This window comes from Cognatishimia sp. (genome assembly GCF_049116455.1).
Lineage (GTDB): Bacteria > Pseudomonadota > Alphaproteobacteria > Rhodobacterales > Rhodobacteraceae > Cognatishimia.
The window spans coordinates 1,011,138-1,029,494 of sequence record NZ_JAGDYW010000003.1 but is presented as its reverse complement, the minus strand read 5'-3'; the positions used below and the strand labels follow the sequence as shown (position 1 = coordinate 1,029,494).

General features: G+C 53.6%; 20 protein-coding genes, 2 tRNA genes and 1 pseudogene. 20 read left to right on the top strand and 3 right to left on the bottom strand.

Annotated elements, in window-relative coordinates:
* Nucleotides 1-25 precede the first annotated feature (25 nt).
* The 3 genes from JXQ85_RS10120 (at nt 26) to speB (ending at nt 3,351) form a co-directional block, all read left to right on the top strand.
* Nucleotides 26-1,237, top strand: a complete 1,212-nt coding sequence (locus JXQ85_RS10120) for a saccharopine dehydrogenase family protein (protein WP_421748776.1) — start codon at nt 26-28, stop codon at nt 1,235-1,237.
* Between the two features lie 105 nt (nt 1,238-1,342).
* Nucleotides 1,343-2,512: a carboxynorspermidine decarboxylase gene (nspC, locus tag JXQ85_RS10115; protein ID WP_421748775.1), complete on the top strand. Its 1,170-nt coding sequence runs from the start codon at nt 1,343-1,345 to the stop codon at nt 2,510-2,512.
* The gene (speB, locus tag JXQ85_RS10110; protein WP_421748774.1) at nt 2,509-3,351 is read left to right on the top strand and encodes an agmatinase; all 843 of its coding nucleotides are present in this window, start codon (nt 2,509-2,511) and stop codon (nt 3,349-3,351) included. Before nspC ends, speB begins: the two co-directional genes overlap by 4 nt.
* A gap of 43 nt (nt 3,352-3,394) precedes the next feature.
* On the opposite strand, the gene JXQ85_RS10105 is transcribed toward speB, so the two are convergent.
* Nucleotides 3,395-3,964, bottom strand: coding sequence for a hypothetical protein (locus tag JXQ85_RS10105; protein ID WP_421748773.1), 570 nt, complete (start codon nt 3,962-3,964; stop codon nt 3,395-3,397).
* A gap of 172 nt (nt 3,965-4,136) precedes the next feature.
* Nucleotides 4,137-4,212, bottom strand: a tRNA-Thr gene (locus JXQ85_RS10100).
* Nucleotides 4,213-4,293: 81 nt separating this feature from the next.
* On the opposite strand from JXQ85_RS10100, the gene JXQ85_RS10095 reads away from it, so the two are divergent.
* From JXQ85_RS10095 to hisD, 5 genes are all read left to right on the top strand, one after another.
* Nucleotides 4,294-4,458: a hypothetical protein gene (locus JXQ85_RS10095; protein ID WP_421748772.1), complete on the top strand. Its 165-nt coding sequence runs from the start codon at nt 4,294-4,296 to the stop codon at nt 4,456-4,458.
* Nucleotides 4,459-4,464: 6 nt separating this feature from the next.
* Complete coding sequence (murA, locus tag JXQ85_RS10090) at nt 4,465-5,727, top strand: UDP-N-acetylglucosamine 1-carboxyvinyltransferase (RefSeq protein ID WP_421748771.1); 1,263 nt, start codon at nt 4,465-4,467, stop codon at nt 5,725-5,727.
* Nucleotides 5,724-6,203 (top strand): DUF2948 family protein, encoded by a 480-nt coding sequence (locus tag JXQ85_RS10085; protein ID WP_421748770.1) that lies wholly within the window; start codon nt 5,724-5,726, stop codon nt 6,201-6,203. Before murA ends, JXQ85_RS10085 begins: the two co-directional genes overlap by 4 nt.
* 81 nt (nt 6,204-6,284) lie before the next feature.
* Nucleotides 6,285-6,758 carry a GNAT family N-acetyltransferase gene (locus tag JXQ85_RS10080; RefSeq protein ID WP_421748769.1) on the top strand — a complete coding sequence of 158 codons (474 nt, stop codon included), beginning with the start codon at nt 6,285-6,287 and terminating at the stop codon, nt 6,756-6,758.
* Between the two features lie 44 nt (nt 6,759-6,802).
* Nucleotides 6,803-8,107, top strand: a complete 1,305-nt coding sequence (hisD, locus tag JXQ85_RS10075) for a histidinol dehydrogenase (RefSeq protein WP_421748768.1) — start codon at nt 6,803-6,805, stop codon at nt 8,105-8,107.
* Nucleotide 8,108: 1 nt separating this feature from the next.
* Here hisD and JXQ85_RS10070 read toward each other — a convergent pair whose 3' ends face one another.
* Entirely contained in the window at nt 8,109-8,951 is an 843-nt protein-coding gene (locus JXQ85_RS10070) for an SDR family oxidoreductase (protein ID WP_421748767.1), read from the bottom strand.
* 58 nt (nt 8,952-9,009) lie between these two features.
* Here JXQ85_RS10070 and JXQ85_RS10065 point away from each other — a divergent pair, with 58 nt between their 5' ends.
* The 12 genes and pseudogenes from JXQ85_RS10065 (at nt 9,010) to JXQ85_RS10010 (ending at nt 18,345) form a co-directional block, all read left to right on the top strand.
* Entirely contained in the window at nt 9,010-9,489 is a 480-nt protein-coding gene (locus JXQ85_RS10065; protein ID WP_421748766.1) for a UPF0262 family protein, read from the top strand.
* A 3-nt stretch (nt 9,490-9,492) separates the two neighbouring features.
* Nucleotides 9,493-9,945 carry a low molecular weight phosphatase family protein gene (locus JXQ85_RS10060; protein WP_421748765.1) on the top strand — a complete coding sequence of 151 codons (453 nt, stop codon included), beginning with the start codon at nt 9,493-9,495 and terminating at the stop codon, nt 9,943-9,945.
* A gap of 144 nt (nt 9,946-10,089) precedes the next feature.
* A complete protein-coding gene (infA, locus tag JXQ85_RS10055; protein ID WP_007205486.1) occupies nt 10,090-10,308 on the top strand; it encodes a translation initiation factor IF-1 in 219 nt (72 codons plus the stop codon).
* Between the two features lie 34 nt (nt 10,309-10,342).
* Nucleotides 10,343-10,921, top strand: a complete 579-nt coding sequence (locus tag JXQ85_RS10050) for a Maf family protein (RefSeq protein ID WP_421748764.1) — start codon at nt 10,343-10,345, stop codon at nt 10,919-10,921.
* The gene (locus tag JXQ85_RS10045; protein WP_421748763.1) at nt 10,918-11,934 is read left to right on the top strand and encodes a ribonuclease E/G; all 1,017 of its coding nucleotides are present in this window, start codon (nt 10,918-10,920) and stop codon (nt 11,932-11,934) included. The genes JXQ85_RS10050 and JXQ85_RS10045 overlap by 4 nt, the downstream gene beginning before the upstream one ends.
* Before the next feature lie 2 nt (nt 11,935-11,936).
* The gene (locus tag JXQ85_RS10040) at nt 11,937-12,131 is read left to right on the top strand and encodes a DNA gyrase inhibitor YacG (protein ID WP_421748762.1); all 195 of its coding nucleotides are present in this window, start codon (nt 11,937-11,939) and stop codon (nt 12,129-12,131) included.
* Between the two features lie 78 nt (nt 12,132-12,209).
* Nucleotides 12,210-12,284 (top strand) — tRNA-Phe (locus JXQ85_RS10035).
* Nucleotides 12,285-12,404: 120 nt separating this feature from the next.
* Nucleotides 12,405-13,152: pseudogene (locus JXQ85_RS10030) on the top strand (IS3 family transposase); the annotation flags it as partial.
* 306 nt (nt 13,153-13,458) lie between these two features.
* Nucleotides 13,459-15,195, top strand: coding sequence for an extracellular solute-binding protein (locus JXQ85_RS10025; protein ID WP_421748761.1), 1,737 nt, complete (start codon nt 13,459-13,461; stop codon nt 15,193-15,195).
* A gap of 112 nt (nt 15,196-15,307) precedes the next feature.
* The gene (locus JXQ85_RS10020) at nt 15,308-16,369 is read left to right on the top strand and encodes an ABC transporter ATP-binding protein (protein WP_421748760.1); all 1,062 of its coding nucleotides are present in this window, start codon (nt 15,308-15,310) and stop codon (nt 16,367-16,369) included.
* A gap of 9 nt (nt 16,370-16,378) precedes the next feature.
* Nucleotides 16,379-17,485, top strand: a complete 1,107-nt coding sequence (locus JXQ85_RS10015; protein ID WP_421748759.1) for an ABC transporter ATP-binding protein — start codon at nt 16,379-16,381, stop codon at nt 17,483-17,485.
* Nucleotides 17,482-18,345: a carbohydrate ABC transporter permease gene (locus JXQ85_RS10010; RefSeq protein WP_421748758.1), complete on the top strand. Its 864-nt coding sequence runs from the start codon at nt 17,482-17,484 to the stop codon at nt 18,343-18,345. Before JXQ85_RS10015 ends, JXQ85_RS10010 begins: the two co-directional genes overlap by 4 nt.
* Nucleotides 18,346-18,357: the final 12 nt, after the last annotated feature.

Sequence of the window (18,357 nt, the reverse complement as noted above, 5' to 3'; positions counted from 1 at the left end):
TTTGGACTTTATGGGGATTATGAGCATGGGAAAAACACTTGTTGTTGGGGCAGGGGGCGTCTCGCACGCTGCTGTTCACAAAATGGCGATGAACGCGGAAATCTTTACCGAAATCACGCTGGCCAGCCGCACCAAATCTAAATGCGATGCGATCGCAGCCGCAGTCAAAGACCGTATCGGTGTAGACATCAAAACCGCACAGCTTGATGCGAACAATGTCGCTGATACCGTGGCGTTGATCAAAGAAACTGGTGCAGAGCTTCTGGTGAACCTTGCATTGCCCTATCAAGACCTCGTGCTGATGGATGCCTGCCTAGAAGCGGGTTGTCATTACCTCGACACGGCGAATTACGAGCCTGAAGATGTGGCAAAGTTCGAATACCACTGGCAGTGGGCCTATCAAGACAAGTTCAAAGAGGCTGGCCTGACCGCGATCCTCGGTTCTGGATTTGATCCGGGCGTGACATCTGTGTTCGCGACATGGCTTAAGAAACATAAGCTCGACACCATTCGCCAGATCGACATTCTGGATGCAAACGGCGGCGACAATGGCCAGGCTTTCGCGACCAACTTCAACCCGGAAATCAACCTGCGCGAAGTTCTGGCCGAGGTCCGCCATTGGGAAAACGGCGCATGGCAGCACAGCCCAGCCCTGACCAACAAAGTTACATTCGACTTCCCGGGGGTCGGCGAAAAGAACATGTACCAGATGTACCATGAAGAGCTGGAAAGCCTCTCCACGCACTTCCCGGAAATCGAACGCGCGCGTTTCTGGATGACCTTTGGTGACGCTTACATTATGCACGCCACCGTGCTGCAAAACGTCGGCATGACCCGCATCGATCCGGTGATGCACGACGGCAAGGAGATTATTCCGATCCAGTTCTTGAAAACTTTGCTGCCTGATCCGGGTGATTTGGGTGCTCTGACCAAAGGCAAAGCCTGCATCGGCGACATCGCGACGGGCCAAGCCAAAGACGGCTGCGGCGAAAAGACTTATTACATCTACAACATCTGCGACCACGAAGAATGCTACGCAGAAGTTGGCTCGCAGGCTGTTTCCTACACCACAGGCGTGCCAGCTATGATCGGTGCGGCGCAACTCCTGAAAGGCAACTGGAAAGAACCGGGTGTGTGGAACATGGAACAGCTCGACCCAGATGACTTCATGGATATGTTGAACGAACACGGCCTGCCATGGCAGGTCCACGAACTCGACGGTCCGGTCGACTTTTAAGCCTTGAAAAGGGCTCTACAAAACCGCCCTTTCATCTTTCCCAAAATACTCCGGGGGTCTGGGGGCTGGCCCCCAGCCAACCCCAACCAAGTCAAGAGGCGCGCGATGTCTGACATGATGACCACCCAAGCAGGCGATCCCGGAGCCTTCAAGGACTTCGACCTCAATCGCGTCCCATCCCCCTGCTTTGTCGTGGATGCCTCCAAGGTCGAAGCCAATCTACAGATCCTCAAAGACATTTCTGATCGGTCAGGAGCATCGGTTCTGGCCGCCCTCAAAGCCTTCTCGATGTTCTCACTCGCACCACTGGTGCGCCAGTATCTGCCCGGAACCTGCGCCAGCGGTATCTATGAGGCGCGTCTGGCCCGTGAAGAATATGGTGGCGAGGTAGCGACGTTCTGCGCCGGTTACAAAGACAGCGACATCGATGAGATCATCGCGCTTTCAGATCACGTGATCTTCAACAGCCCCGCGCAGAAGGATCGCTTCCTCGCCAAATGCCAAGCCGAAGGTGTTCAAGTCGGTCTGCGTATCAACCCGGAATATTCTGTGGGCGAGGTTGCAAAATACGACCCGTCAGCGCCTTGCTCTCGGCTCGGCACACCCATCAGCCAGCTTACACCAGAGGATATGAACGGCGTCGATGGCATCCACATCCACACGCTTTGCGAACAAGGTGTCCAACCCTTGATGCACGTCTGGTCCGCGGTGGAATACAAGCTGCTGCCCTATTTTAAGCAATTGAAATGGCTCAATTTTGGTGGTGGTCATCACATCACGCGCGCCGATTACGACCGTGATGTCTTGATCTATTTGCTAAAAGACATTCGCACCAAGTACGAGATAGACGTCATCATAGAACCGGGCGAAGCCATTGCATTGGATGCGGGCATTCTGGTCGGCGAGGTCATCGACACATTTTCCAATGACAAAAACATAGCGATCACGGATATCTCGGCAACCTGTCACATGCCTGATGTGATCGAAGCGCCATATCGTCCGGCTTTGCTAGGTGAAGTGGATGAGGGCGCGACCTACCGATTGGGCGGTCCGTCTTGCCTCGCCGGTGATGTCATTGGTGATTACACTTGGGACAAACCCCTTCAGATCGGGCAGCGTTTCGCCTTCCTTGATCAGGCGCATTATTCGATGGTGAAAACCAATACTTTCAATGGTGTTCCGCTGCCATCCATCGCGCTTTGGGACAGTCGCACGGATGAATTGAAAATGATCCGCGAATTCAACTACGACGATTTCAAAGGACGCCTGTCATGAGCATTTTTCTGGACAGTGAACTTACTGATGACGAGCGCACAGAGCACGCGAAGTTTCGCGTTATCCCCGTGCCATTGGAACGCACAGTCTCTTATGGGTCTGGGACAGAAAACGGGCCAGCTGCCATTATCGAGGCCTCCAATGAGCTTGAACGCATCACGGTTGGCAAGGAACCTTGCTTGGAAGGTGTGTTGACGGAAGCGCCCATAGATTGCACCGGGGACTTGCCTGACGTGATGGAGCGTATCGCTGCACGCACGCAATCCGCTGTTGAAGCAGGAAAGATCCCGGTCACGTTGGGCGGCGAGCATTCACTGTCTTATGGGGCGGTCATAGGCGTTGCACGTGCCCTTAATAAGCCGATCGGGATCGTGCAAATCGATGCCCATGCCGACCTGAGGGTGGCTTACCAAGGCAACAAACACAGCCACGCTTCGGTGATGCATCTTCTTTCCCAAGAAGGAATACGCCTCGCGCAATTTGGTGTTCGTGCCTTGTGTCAGCAGGAACAAAACAGCCGAAGAGCGAACAATGTTTTTTACAGAGACGCCGAAGAGCTGGTTGTTGGGAACGTTCACGAAGTTGACCTGCCAGACGATTTTCCCGAAGACATCTATGTCAGCTTCGATGTGGATGGTCTCGATCCCAGTCAAATGCCAGCCACGGGTACGCCAGTTCCTGGTGGATTGGGGTACTACCAAGCGCTGCGCTTGGTGGAGCATGCCCTTAAAGGGCGGCGTTGCGTTGGGCTTGATGTGGTCGAATTGGCACCTGACGGCAATGCGGCTTGGGATTTTACCACCGCTCAGATCGTTTATCGGTTGATGGCGGCCTGTTAACTTAGTCCCCACTTGGGCTTAAGGCGGTCTTTACAATGATCGTTCATTGGTCAGTGGATTCCCGTTTTTTCCTTTTAAAGGCAAAGACTTCAGCTCTCGGATGCCAATCATATCTGGGGTCATCCAGCGTCGCGACCCAGACCAATTGGCCACCCTTACGCCAGGGATCAAAGACAATGCCTTGGAACATGTCGTCGCCCATGGCCGATAGGATCAGCGTCGAGTGCTCTAGTAACAGAGGGGTTTCGAAATTAGCGATGGCGCGGTGCAAGTCCAGAGTTTCAAAACCTTCCTGCGCCAGCCGTAATTCCATGTCGTCGGCCCAGTGATAGCACAAACCGCGTGGCCGTACGCCCATGTTGACCTTAGTATTGTGAACCAAGGGCGGATCCGTGATCTCGTAGCGTTCAGCTAAAGTCAGAGGGTAGTCATAGGCGATGGCAGCCGCTCGCTCAGCCTCTTCCACGCTGACCATTGGCGAAAGCGCTTGAATGGCCTGTGATAGTTCATCCACACGGCTTCGTTCTACCTGTGGGGGCGGAGTGGTGCATGCCACCAGAACGGATGTGATGGCAACAAATACTGCGGTTCTGAGTGATGCCTGCAAGCTCATGCGCTTTAGTCCACCTACTAGGGTCAATATTTATGATCTGTATTTCAGAGATAGTGCACTGCGCTGCGTGGATTTTCCATCCTGGCAAATGGCGATGCGCAGGGAATCGCACAGATTGACTTAGCCAAAACCAAGTGGGTGCATTATGGGCAAATAAATTGACGGATTTTAGTGGTGCCGGGAGAGAGAATTGAACTCTCGACCTCGTCATTACCAATGACGCGCTACTACCACTGAGCTACCCCGGCATGTGCGCGGTGATTAGACTCAAAACTTTCCCCGCGCAAGGGTGTCTGGAATGTTTTTTTTAGCTCATGTATGGAAAGTAAATGCAGAGCAATAAATCATCCTCAAGCAAAGCCATACAGGCAGATGCACGCGAAGCCCGGCTGAAGGCCGCACTGAAGGCCAATATGGGCCGCCGTAAGGCGCAGGCACGGGCGCGCAGCGTTGATGCGAAGGATTCTGAGGCAGAAAAGCAGGACAAGGGATAAGAGTAAATGGATTCGATTCTTGTAAAAGGCAACGGCCCACTGAAAGGCCAAATCCCGATCGCAGGTGCAAAAAACACCTGCCTGAAACTGATGTGTGCCTCGCTCTTGTCAGAAGAACCTTTGACCCTAACAAATGTTCCGCGTCTTTCTGATGTTGCGACACTTTCGACGCTGCTGGAAAGCTTGGGTGTTGAAATTGGCCGCCTGAATGAAGGCGGAACGCTGGCCTTTTCGGCGTCTAATCTGACGTCTCATCTCGCCCATTACGATATGGTGCGCAAACTGCGTGCATCTTTCAATGTGCTTGGCCCACTGATTGGCCGCACAGGCGAGGCGGTTGTGTCTCTGCCGGGTGGTTGTGCCATCGGCGCGCGGGCAGTAGATTTTCACTTGACGGGCCTCGAAAAGCTCGGCGCGAAGGTTGAGTTGAAAGATGGATATGTGCATGCCTCCGGTGATCTGAAGGGTGCAGAGATTGAATTCCCCTTCCCATCCGTAGGCGCAACTGAAAACATTATGTGTGCCTCCGTTTTGGCGAAAGGCACTACGGTCATCAAGAATGCGGCGCGTGAACCCGATACAAAGGCGCTGGCAGATTGTTTGATCGCAATGGGTGCTGACATTGAAGGCGCAGGGACCGAGACAATGGTTGTGCGTGGTGTTGATCGCCTACGCGGCACTACGCACCGCGTAATCACAGACCGGATTGAACTTGGCACATATATGACAGCCCCTGGCATTGCTGGCGGTGAGGTCGAGTGTCTTGGTGGTCGCCGGGATTTGCTGGCAGCCTTCTGTGACAAAATGGAAGAAGCCGGGCTTGAGATTACCGAAACAGATCTGGGTCTGAAAGTGCGCCATCCAGGGGGGCGTTTGAAAGCTGTGGATGTGGCGACCGCGCCGTTCCCTGGTTTTCCAACCGACCTTCAAGCGCAGTTCATGGCGATGATGTGCTTTGCAGAAGGCACCTCTGTTTTGGAAGAAACCATCTTTGAAAACCGCTTTATGCACGCACCTGAATTGATCCGCATGGGCGCCAATATCGAAGTTGCTGGAGGTACCGCGACAGTACACGGCGTCGAAAAAATGAAAGGTGCGCCTGTGATGGCCACCGATCTGCGTGCCTCTGTGTCTTTGATCCTTGCAGGCATGGCTGCAGAGGGTGAGACGCAGGTGAACCGCGTTTATCACTTGGATCGCGGATATGAACGCCTTGAGGAAAAACTCAGCAACGTAGGTGCATTGATTGAACGGGTGGATGGCGTATGAGCGAAGACGCACGTTTTGAAGATGGTCGCGAAGCACCGCTGAACCTTGGTGCGCTGGATGGTGAAGATCTGAAAGTGATCTCTGCATTGGTGCAGGATGCTGTGTTTCCGGTCACTGAAATGACATGGCGCGCAAAAGAGCGCCGCTTTGCTATTCTGCTCAATCGGTTTCGTTGGGAAGATCGTGACAACGCTGAACGTCGCAGCCGCGATGTGGAGCGGGTTCAATCATTGCTGGTCATCGAAAACGTACAGAAAGTGGCAAGCCAAGGTGTGGATCGTTCAGACAAGGACATGATCCTGTCGGTGCTGGCGGTGGACTATGAAGGTTCTGAAAGCCAGGCCGGTGACGTCACCGTGACTTTGGCAGGGGATGGCGCGATACGACTATCAGTCGAAGCGCTAGAGCTTTCTTTGAAAGACGTCACGCGCCCTTACATTGCGCCATCAAAACAGGTTCCTGACCACGAGGTTTGAGGGCATAACCGAGGCTGGCATTGTTATTTGATGTTTCAACCGGAGTTTGCCGTTTTATCCTAGGGGGCTGCGCATAACACGATGACTATTCGCAAAGCCAAGGCTGAAGACGCAAATGAGGTCAGCAGCCTGCTGATCCGCTCGATCACGGACCTATGTGTCGCAGATCACCAAAATGATCCGCGCCACATTGCAGGGTGGACAGAAAATAAAACGCCAGCTGACATTGTGAAGTGGTTGGATAATGATGCCTCGCTGTGTCTTAGCCTTTCAAAGGAGCAGATCGCTGCCGTGGGGTGTTACACAAGTGACGGGATGATCCAGTTGCTTTACGTGGCTCCCGAGGCGCAAGGGCAGGGGCATAGCTCTGCCTTGTTGCAACATATGGAAACTGAAATGCGGCTCGCGGGAATTCAGACCGCGCGCTTGGTCAGTTCGAAAACTGCTCAGGATTTTTATTCGGCCAAGGGCTGGAGTATCGAAGGCGCACCTGTTGTTTGCTACACAACAGCAGGTCAGCCGATGCAAAAGCAGCTTATTCCTAGTAATACTTGAGGCTTGGCGCTTTGCCCGCTAAGAGCGACGCAAAGGAGAGCCACATGCCCCAGTTTCTGAACACGCAAGATGCGGATTTTGAAACCCAGTTCACCAGCCTGCTTGGCGCAAAGCGCGAAGATAGCCCGGATGTGGATGCGGTTGTGGCCGAAATCATCGCCGACGTGCGCGCGCGCGGTGATGCGGCGGTCCTTGAGCTGACAGCGAAATTTGATCGCCTTGAGCTTTCGGCGGAGACCATGCGTTTTTCCGAAGCTGAAATGGATCGCTATTGCGCAGAAGTATCCGAAGCAGAACGCGCGGCTCTGGAACTGGCTGCAGGACGCATTCGTGCCTATCACGAACGCCAAATGCCATCTGACGAAAGCTGGACAGATGAAAGCGGTGCCACATTGGGCTGGCGCTGGACACCTGTCTCTGCAGCAGGGCTTTATGTACCGGGTGGACTAGCGAGTTACCCTTCATCGGTTTTGATGAACGCAATTCCTGCGAAGGTCGCAGGCGTGCAACGTCTTGCGATTGTGGTTCCAACACCGGACGGTATCGTAAACCCACTGGTTCTACTTGCTGCACGCTTGGCAGGCGTTGATGAAGTGTACCGCATCGGTGGCGCACAGGCTGTGGCTGCGCTGGCCTATGGTACTGAAACCATTGCTCCGGTTGATAAGATCACCGGGCCGGGCAATGCCTTTGTGGCAGCTGCCAAACGCCGTGTATTTGGAAAAGTCGGCATTGATATGATCGCGGGTCCGTCTGAAATCCTCGTTATCGCGGATAAAGACAACAACCCGGACTGGATCGCGCTAGATCTGTTAAGCCAAGCTGAACATGATGAAAGTGCGCAGTCGATCCTGATTACGGACGACGCGGGTTTTGGTCAACAAGTTGCAGAGGCCGTTGAAAAGCGACTTGAAACTTTAGAGCGTCGCGCGATTGCTGGTCCAAGTTGGCGTGATTTTGGTGCGGTGATCACTGTTTCTGATCTGGACGAGGCAGCACGTCTGTCAGATCGTGTTGCGCCCGAACATTTGGAGCTCTGCGTGGCGGATCCTGATGCGCTATCAGAAAAAATCACCCACGCTGGCGCGATTTTCCTTGGCCAATTCACACCTGAAGCCATTGGGGACTATATCGGTGGGCCAAACCACGTCCTGCCGACCGCGCGATCTGCTCGCTTCAGCTCAGGGCTTTCGGTGATGGACTTCCTCAAACGCACCACGCTGTCAAAGATGACACTTGGCAGTCTGAAGGCGATTGGTCCCGCTGCTGCCATTTTGGCAGAAAGCGAGAGCCTAGAAGCGCATGGCCTGTCCGTTCTGGTGCGCTTGGAAGCATTGAACGAAAAATAAGCTAGTAATGTGCGGTGAAGCCCCCATCGACGGGTAGGATCTGCCCTGTGACAAAACTTGCCGCTGGGGACGCTAAGAAAAGCACCGCTGGGGCCAGTTCTTCGGGCATGCCCCATCGCTTTAGAGATGAAGACATCTCGAGGCGGTTCTGAATGGCCGGATCGGCAAATGCCGCTTCATTTGGTTCTGTTCGAAAGAACCCCGGCGCGACCGCATTTACGTTGATCCCGCTGGTGCCCAGTTCAGCAGCCATAGCTTTGGTCATACCGTTTAATCCGGCTTTGGCTGTTGTGTAGACCGCATCATCGGCCTGAGCGATCAACCCAGCGATCGAAGTGATGTTTACGATGCGCCCATATCTGCGCGATGCCATGCCCTTTGCCGCAAGTTGCGCCAAGGCAAAAGGGGCCATCAGATCAACCTTTAGGAGATTTTCAACATCGGTCGCGGAAAAGGCCTGTAAAGATCGCCGATCGCGCATACCGACGTTGTTCACAAGGATCGAAAGCCCACCAGCGGTTTCGATGTTTTGGATGGCTTTGTTGCGCGCGGCTTCGTCCGCCACATCGAAGACGGCAGCATGCGCCTTGGGTCCAATTGAACTTACCGCGCCTTGCACAGCGCTCGAATCACGCCCGTTGATCCAGACATTTGCACCTGCTTCAGCCAGTAATGCTGCAATTGCAAAGCCCAGTCCCGAACTGCTGCCTGTTATCAAAGCTCGCTGACCTTCAAGCGAAAAGACGCCGTAATCCTTCATGGTTTCTCCGTATTCTTCAGTTCGGTCTATGGTTGACCCGTTGCGAACTTGTCCCGCAATAATACGGGTGTATCCATGCCGCATTGCCGCATCCACTGTCTTAGGCTACCTGTTTTTAACGTACAGAGGTAAGGGTTGCTCCATGAGCTATATCAGCCGCATCGAAATCGATGATCGCAATTTGCCACCGCCGACGCCTGAGATTGAACAGGAACGTCGCGTGGCGATTTTTGATCTGATTGAGAAAAACAGCTTTGATTTGCCAAAGCGCGATGACCGTCCGATTCCGGACGGGCCTTATTCTGTTGAATTAGCGATCCGTGAGAAGCGATTGGTTTTTGACATTGCAACCAATGAGGGTGACAAGGCGGCAGAGTTTCATTTGTCCCTTTCCCCGTTTCGGCAGGTTGTCAAAGATTACTGGCAAATCTGCGAAAGCTATTTTGATGCTGTAAAGAATATGCCGCCAAGCCAGATTGAAACCATTGATATGGCCCGACGCGGTATTCACGATGAAGGCGCACGTATCCTTGCTGAACGGCTTGAGGATAAGGCTGATGTCGATCACGACACGGCTCGTCGCCTGTTTACTCTGATCTGCGTACTTCATTTCGGAGGGTAAGAGATGGCTTTCGACCTCCCTCAGTCGGTGCTCTTTTGCTGTGATCATAATGCTGTCCGATCGCCTATGGCTGAAGGGATCATGAAGCAACTTTATGGCACGGATGCCTATGTGCAATCCGCTGGCATCAAAAATGATCTGGAAATTGATGGGTTCGCGATATCTGTTTGCCAAGAAATTGGTGTAGAGCTGTCGCGCCATCGCAGCCGTTCATTTGAAGAGTTGGAAGAGCTTGGTGAACAGCTTTCAAGCTTTGACCTGGTCGTTGCGCTGACACCCGCAAGCCACGCAAAAGCGCAAGAACTGACACGCTGGTTTCATATGGATCTGCAATTTTGGCCGATCCCTGATCCAACCGGCAAAGGCGAAACCCGCGAGGCGAAACTTGACTCATATCGCATCTCTCGAGACGAGATCGTAAAGCGTCTACGAGAGGCTTGGGGTGCAGCAGATTAAACCGCAGACAAGACCAATGGGGATTTGAGCGCGACAAAGCGTTCATATTTCCGAGAAATCCGTAAAATACGCTTGTAAATCAACTGAATTGCACTCATTTAAGGGATCGCCCGTAATAGACGGGTGTTTTGTGAAGGAGAGACCATGGCCAAGGAAGAACTGCTCGAATTTCCCGGCGTCGTAAAGGAACTCCTGCCAAATGCGACATTTCGGGTCGAGCTGGAAAACGGCCATGAGATCATCGCGCACACGGCAGGTAAAATGCGCAAGAACCGTATTCGTGTTCTCGCAGGCGACAAAGTACAGGTCGAAATGACCCCGTACGATCTGACCAAAGGTCGGATCAACTACCGCTTTAAGTAATCCCGCTTTTGCGGCTGTTTGCAGGTTTGGTGATATGAAACTGATCCTCGGCTCAGGCAGCCCAAGGCGTCGTGAATTACTGGTACAAATCGGGGTTGTGGCGGATGATATTCGCCCCCCCGATATCGATGAAACGCCTTTGAAAGGCGAGCTTCCCAAAGATTATTGCAGCCGCATCGCGCGGGAAAAGGTTGCTGCCGTTCAAGCGGATACGGATGATATCGTGCTCTGCGCTGATACCACCGTGGCGCTTGGCCGCCGTATCATGGGTAAGCCTGCGGATGCCGCTGAGGCCGCCGAATTCCTAATCGCTTTGGGTGGCCGCCGGCACCGGATTATCACCTCTGTTGCACTCAAACGTGGTGATCAGTTCTGGCAGCGCGATGTGGTGAGCCAAGCCAAGATGAAACGCCTGTCTGATGACGAGTTGAATTTCTATCTCGCAACCGGCGACTGGGAGGGTAAAGCAGGCGGTTATGCCATCCAAGGTCCGGCTGGTGCTTTCATTCCGTGGATCAGTGGATCATTTACGGGTATTGTGGGCCTACCACTGGCTGAAACCGCAGCGCTGCTCAATGCAGCGGGCTATCCGCTATATAAGGAGATGCCATGAAAGGGCGTCAAATCATCCTCGACCATCTGAACGGCCGCGAAGCGGCTGCACTGATGGTGGATGGCAAACTGCATGATTTTCTGATCGACAATGATGCGCCCCGTCCTGGCTCGATCTATCGCGCCATCGCAGATCGGCCAGTCAAAGGGCAGGGCGGCATGTTTTTGTCGACCCCTGATGGCAATGTCTTTCTGCGTCAGGTGAAAGGACTGTCTCCGGGGCAACCGCTCTTGGTTCAGGTTACAGGCTACGCTGAGGATGGCAAAGCCATTCCTGTCACGCAGAAAGTGCTGTTTAAAAGCCGCTACGCAATTGTCACGCCGGATTCACCTGGTCTGAACGTGAGCCGCTCGATCAAAGATGATGAGTTGCGCGATACGTTGAAAGGCATCGCACATGGGGTGATGCAAGAGGGTGATATGGGGCTAATCCTGCGCTCTTGCTGTACCGCTGAAGAGGTCGATGAGATCGCCGAAGACATCGCCTCTATGGAAGACATGGCAGCTGCGATTATGAGCGAGACCACCGGTCCTGCTGAAAAGCTATCAGATGGTGACGGCCCACATGTTCTTGCATGGCGTGAGTGGATCGAACCAGCAGAAGTTGTTACGGATCCTGGCTCATTTGACACCCATGGTGTTCTGGATGCGCTCGACGATTTGTCCAATCCTCGCGTGCAGCTATCAGGTGGCGCTTTCATGTATGTCGAGCCAACGCGCGCGTTGGTTGCGGTAGATGTGAATACCGGACGTGATACATCTCCGGCCGCATCACTCCAGGCCAATTTGGCGGCAGCACGGGATCTGCCACGGCAGCTTCGCATGCGCGGCCTAGGCGGTCAGATCACGATTGATGTCGCCCCATTGGCAAAGAAGGATCGTCCGGTCTTTGAAAGCACGCTGCGTTCGGCATTGAAGGTCGATGGCATTGAAACTGTTCTGGTCGGCTGGACGCCCCTTGGACACTTCGAACTACAGCGAAAACGCGATCGTCTTCCGTTTGAGAGCACCTAAATATGGCCTGCCCAATTTGCAAGAAACCAACGGAACAGGCCTACCGTCCATTTTGCTCAAAACGCTGCGCTGACATCGACTTAGGCAAGTGGTTTGGTGAAGAATACAGCACACCCGCAGTGGATAATGAGGCTGTGGAGGAAGCGCTTTTTGAGGCTCATACCAGCTCTGAAAAAAAAGACGATCCGCTGCACTAATTTTTTAAATAATGGTCTGGACACCACCGCGGTGCTGACATAGAACGCCCAAACCCGAGTGAGACATCACTCTCCCGTGCCCGGGTAGCTCAGGGGTAGAGCAGTGGATTGAAAATCCTCGTGTCGGTGGTTCGATTCCGCCCCCGGGCACCATTTATTCCAAATTAAAACAATTGGCTGGCTGTCGAAAGTTGTTCAGTTCGAGATCTCCGAAATTTTTTGGGTGCCGATTGGGTGCGCGAGAGCGAGTTTCACTTTTTGTCGGCGACTATGTTGGTTGCGGATATGCTTGAACTGGCTCGTCAGTTCGGTCGATACGGGTATCGTCGGATTGCCGCCTTGCTGAGAGATGCATGCTGGCCTGTCAGCGATGGTCGCGTTGAACGGCTGTTGCGACGAGAGGGGCTGAAGGTTCCAGCGAAACAACCAAAGAAGGGTCGGCTCTGGCTGAACGACGGGTCATGCGTCAGGTTGCGACCCGAATATCGAAACCATGTCTGGTCGTATGATTTAGTTCTTTGCCGGACGGAGTTGCCCATTGTAGGCGCCATTGGTTCGAGCCCAATGGGCGACGTCAGAGTCTTCCGCACACAGAACATTCTTGATGAGCACAGCCGTGAATGCTTAGCAATCAAGGTGCAGCGCAAATTGAACTCTGTAGATGTCATAGGCCCTGACGGATCTGTTCATCCTGCGTGGAGTACCGAAGCTCATACGTTCTGACAACGGTCCAGAGTTCGTCGGCAAAGCCGTTCGGGACTGGATCAGTGCGGTTGGCGCTAAGACAGCCTACATCGAACCCGGATCACCCTGGGAGAATGGATATTGCGAAAGCTTCAAATGTCGAATGTGAGATGAATTTCTCAATGGTGAGGTATTCTGCAACTTACGTGAAGCTCAGATCCTGATTGAAGAATGGAGGAAGCACTACAACACAAAGAGACCCCACAGTGCATTGGGCTACAGACCACCTGCGCTGGAAAGCATCATGCCGATGGATCAGAGGTCAACGATGCACTAACAATCAAATTGGACCAGTCACGTGAGGCCGCTCAATGTTTAGGAGTGAAGCGCAGATAATGCTCCAAGTTACGGATTAGAAAATTGCTAGTTTTCGTTGCGCATCCCTAAAAAATAATCAAACGCTTTTGCAATCCACAACTTTGTTGCTTGAGTGTCTTCATCAATTACGCCCTATTTATTCACTTAAAATCAGAGGTTTAGCAGGTTAAATTTGTCTACTAATTATTTAGTTGACTAAGCTGCGTACCTTTGTCAACGTAAAGGGACCGGGGAAATCCGGGCAATATAATATTGGGAGGAAAAGATGCGGACGTATCTTCTTTCCGCAGTGGCGGCGGCTGCCGTGATTGCGGGTACACACTCGACTTTTGCCGATGAGGCAGCAGCCAAACGTTGGATTGATACTGAATTCCAGCCATCGACGCTCAGCAAAGATGAGCAGATGAGCGAGATGCAATGGTTCATCAACGCAGCACAGCCTTACTCTGGCATGGAAATCAACGTTCTTTCAGAAGGCATTCCAACACACGGCTATGAAGCCGAGGTGCTGACGAAAGCTTTTGAGGAAATCACTGGCATCAAGGTGAACCACCAGATCCTCGGTGAGGGTGAGGTTGTTCAGGCGGTGCAAACTCAGATGCAGACAAAGCGCAACCTCTATGATGGTTACGTGAATGACTCTGACCTGATCGGTACACACTCTCGTTTGCAACTTGCTTACAACCTGACCGACATGATGGCAGGTGACTGGGCGGCGGCAACATCGCCAACGCTGGATTTGGATGATTTCATGGGGACCCAGTTCACCACTGGCCCGGATGGCGATCTCTATCAGCTACCAGATCAGCAGTTCGCGAACCTCTATTGGTTCCGCAAAGACTGGTTTGACCGTGAAGACCTCCAAACAGCCTTCAAGGCGAAATACGGCTACGACTTGGGTGTTCCAGTCAACTGGTCCGCTTATGAAGATATCGCTGAGTTCTTTTCAAACGACGTCAAAGAAATCGATGGCACAGCCATTTATGGCCACATGGACTACGGTAAACGCGCGCCTGACTTGGGTTGGCGTATGACTGATGCCTGGCTCTCGATGGCGGGCGCAGGTTCCAAAGGTGAGCCAAACGGTGTTCCAATCGACGAATGGGGCATTCGTATGGAAGCGGGTTCTTGTAACCCAGCGGGAGCAAGCGTGACCCGAGGTGGTGCGGCGAACGGCCCGGCAGCGGTATATGCGATCCGCAAGTGGGACGAATGGCTGCGCAACTACGCTCCTCCAGGTGCGGCATCCTTTGACTTCTACCAGTCTTTGCCAGCTCTGAGCCAAGGCAACGTGGCGCAGCAGATCTTCTGGTACACAGCTTTCACTGCAGACATGGTGAAACCGCAGTCTGAAGGCAACAACACAGTGGACGCTGAAGGCAACCCACTGTGGCGTATGGCTCCATCTCCGCATGGCCCATATTGGGAAAAAGGCCAGAAGGTTGGCTATCAGGACGTGGGATCTTGGACTTTCCTGAAGTCTACACCATCTGAGCGTGCACAGGCCGCATGGCTCTATGCTCAGTTCGTGACATCTAAGACCGTTGACGTGAAAAAATCCCACGTTGGTCTGACGTTCACACGCGATTCTTCCGTGAACCACGCGTCCTTCACAGAACGTGCCCCAAAACTGGGCGGTCTGGTTGAGTTCTACCGCTCCCCTGATCGTGTTGCATGGTCTCCAACCGGTGTGAACGTGCCTGACTATCCAAAGCTGGCTCAGATCTGGTGGCAGCAGATTGGCGACGTGAACTCCGGTGCGTTTACTCCTCAAGAGGCGATGGATCGTCTGGCTGAGGAAATGGACATCACCATGGCGCGGATGCAGCGTGCGGACGAAGCTCAAAATGTCTACGGCGGCTGTGGCCCTCGTCTGAACGAAGAGCGTGACGCAGAGTACTGGTTTGCAAACGGCGGCGCGAAGCCAAAGCTGGCAAACGAGAAGCCTGCAGGTGAGACAGTGAACTACGACGAACTCGTCGCGCGCTGGAACGCCAACTAAGCACCTAACACACTCTCCCCGTTGTTAGGACGGCTTGTAAGTCGGGGCTGGGGTCCAATGGATCCCAGCCTCCTCAGCCTCAAATGGCAATCTCCAAATCCAAGGGTGCACAATGGCACTTGTTTTGAATAACATAACCAAGGTGGTGCGGGGTGTGACACACATCAAACCCACCAGCCTGACGTTGGAAAAAGGTCACTTCAACGTGTTGCTCGGCGAAACGGGCGCAGGCAAAACATCTCTCATCAAGATGATGGCAGGGATCGACCCCATCGCATCCGGCACAGTTGTGATGGATGGCAATGACATAACGAAACTGAACACACAGAAACGGCGCATTAGCCTCGTGCATCAGTTTTTCGTCAACTATCCGCACATGACGGTTTTCGACAATATCGCTTCCCCGCTACGCGTGGCTGGAATGGCGAAATCAGAGATCGAAGGGCGCGTGGGCGAAGCCGCTGACATCCTTAAACTCGGCCCAATGCTGCATCGTCGCCCGCATGAGCTTTCTGGCGGTCAGCAACAGCGCTGCGCCCTGGCACGTGCGATTGCGAAAGACAGTCAGGCGGTGTTCCTCGATGAACCGCTGGCGAACCTAGACTACAAGCTGCGCGAAGAACTACGCGAGCTGTTGCCAGAACTCTTTGCTGATCGTGGTGCTGTGGTTGTCTATGCGACTTCAGAACCTGAAGAAGCTCTTTTGCTGGGCGGAGAAACCGCGTTGATGGTGGACGGCAAGGTTGCGCAATTTGGCTCAACCGCTGAAATCTACCGCGCGCCAAGCAGCCTGATGGCGGCGCAGGTGTTCTCCGATCCCCCCATCAACCACGCCACAGTACGTAAGCAAGGCAGCGCCTTTCATTTGGGCGAGGTGTCTTGGGCCGCCGTGGGTGATGCCTCGAGGCTGACTGATGGTGACTACACCGTCGCTATTCGCCCGAACCATGTGCTGCCAAACGCTTCTGATGAGGCGCGCGTTGCCGTGACCGGTACTGTTGGCGTGACTGAGCTGTCCGGTTCTGAAAGTTCCGCGCACTTTGAGTTTGGCGACAACGGTTGGGTTTCCCTGGCGCATGGCACCCATCCGTACAGCCTGGGTGAAGACCACACTTTCTACATGAACACCGACGCGTGCCTTTACTTTGCACTCGACGGAAATCGCGTGGCCTAGGGGGACATAATGGCCAAAATCACACTTAAAAATCTCAGGCATTCCTACTACCCCAATCCAAAGGGGCCACAGGACTTTGCATTGAAAGAAGTCGATCTGGATTGGCAAGATGGTGGCGCCTACGCGCTGCTCGGGCCATCCGGTTGCGGTAAATCCACATTGCTCAACATTATCTCAGGTCTGCTCGTCCCATCCGAAGGGCAAATCCTCTTTGATGGCAATGACATGACCACGGCGACACCAGATCAGCGCAACATTGCGCAGGTGTTCCAGTTCCCGGTGATCTACGACACGATGACGGTGCGCGAAAACCTTGCGTTTCCGCTGAAAAACCGCGGCGTGGACCCGGCGACCATCGACCAACGTGTCTATGAAATCGCTGAGATGTTGGAAGTCACCGACATGCTCGACCGCCGCGCGGCGGGCCTGTCCCCGGACAACAAGCAAAAGATCTCTATGGGTCGTGGCCTCGTGCGTGACGACGTGAACGTTGTGATGTTCGACGAACCACTAACCGTGATTGACCCACATCTGAAATGGAAACTTCGGACCAAGCTCAAGGAACTGCACCAGCGCGTGGGTCGCACTATGATTTATGTGACCCACGATCAGACCGAAGCTCTGACCTTTGCAGATCAGGTTGTGGTTATGGAGCAGGGCGAAGTTGTGCAGGTGGGAACTCCGGTCGAGCTGTTTGAACGACCAGCCCATACCTTTGTGGGCCACTTCATTGGTTCACCGGGCATGAATATTCTGCCTGCCGAGATCAAAAACGGTGTCGCGCATTTCTACGGGCATCAGATTGAACTGGAAGGCCCGATCAAAGAGGGCACCTCTGGAAAGCTCGAAGTGGGTATCCGCCCAGAGTTTGTGGGCCTTGGTGACACAGGCATCGAAGCGCATGTGCGCAAGGTTTCCGATATCGGCAAACACACAGTTGTTGACGTCGAAGTCGGCGAGCACCGCGTCTCGGCGATCCTGAATGGTGCACCGCCTGCCAATGGCGACATCGTTCACCTGCAATTCAAACCAAGCCAAACCCGGCTCTATGCGGACGGCTGGCTCGCGACTGACGTTGCTCCTAAAAGCACTGCGAATGGGGAGGACGCAGCATGAAAACCGAAAATCAAAAGGCGTGGTTCTTTGTCCTGCCTGTCCTCTTGCTGGTCGCTTTTAACGCGCTGATCCCGATGATGACGGTGGTCAATTATTCCGTTCAGGAAACCTTTGGCGATAACCTCTTCTTCTGGGAGGGCCTTGGCTGGTTTGAGCAAATCCTGCGGTCTGATCGCTTCCACGCAGCTCTTGGGCGGCAGTTCATGTTCACTGCTCTGATCCTGATCATCGAAATCCCGCTGGGCATCGCCATTGCGCTCTCGATGCCGAAAAAGGGTTTCTGGGTACCTGTGTGTCTTGTTCTGATGGCGCTGCCGATGCTGATCCCTTGGAACGTTGTCGGTGCGATGTGGAACATCTTTGCACTGCCAGATATCGGCCTGCTGGGGTATTTCCTGAACCACGTTTTAGGCATCAACTATGACATGACCCAAGACCCAATCGCGGCCTGGGTGACCATCATCACCATGGACGTCTGGCACTGGACTTCGCTGGTTGTACTGCTGGCTTATGCGGGCCTCGTTTCGATCCCTGACGCCTACTATCAGGCGGCCAAGATCGATGGCGCTAGCAACTGGAGCGTCTTCCGCTTCATCCAGCTGCCCAAGATGAAGAATGTTCTGACCATTGCGATCCTGTTGCGGTTTATGGACAGCTTTAACATCTACACAGAGCCATTTGTTCTGACCGGTGGTGGACCTGGCAACTCGACCACGCTCTTGTCCATCGACCTAGTGAAAATCGCCCTGGGGCAGTTTGACCTTGGCCCGGCGGCAGCAATGTCTCTGATCTACTTTGCAATCACGCTTTTGGTGTCTTGGCTGTTCTACACGCTGATGACCAAAGACGATCTGAACTAAGGAGGGCGATCT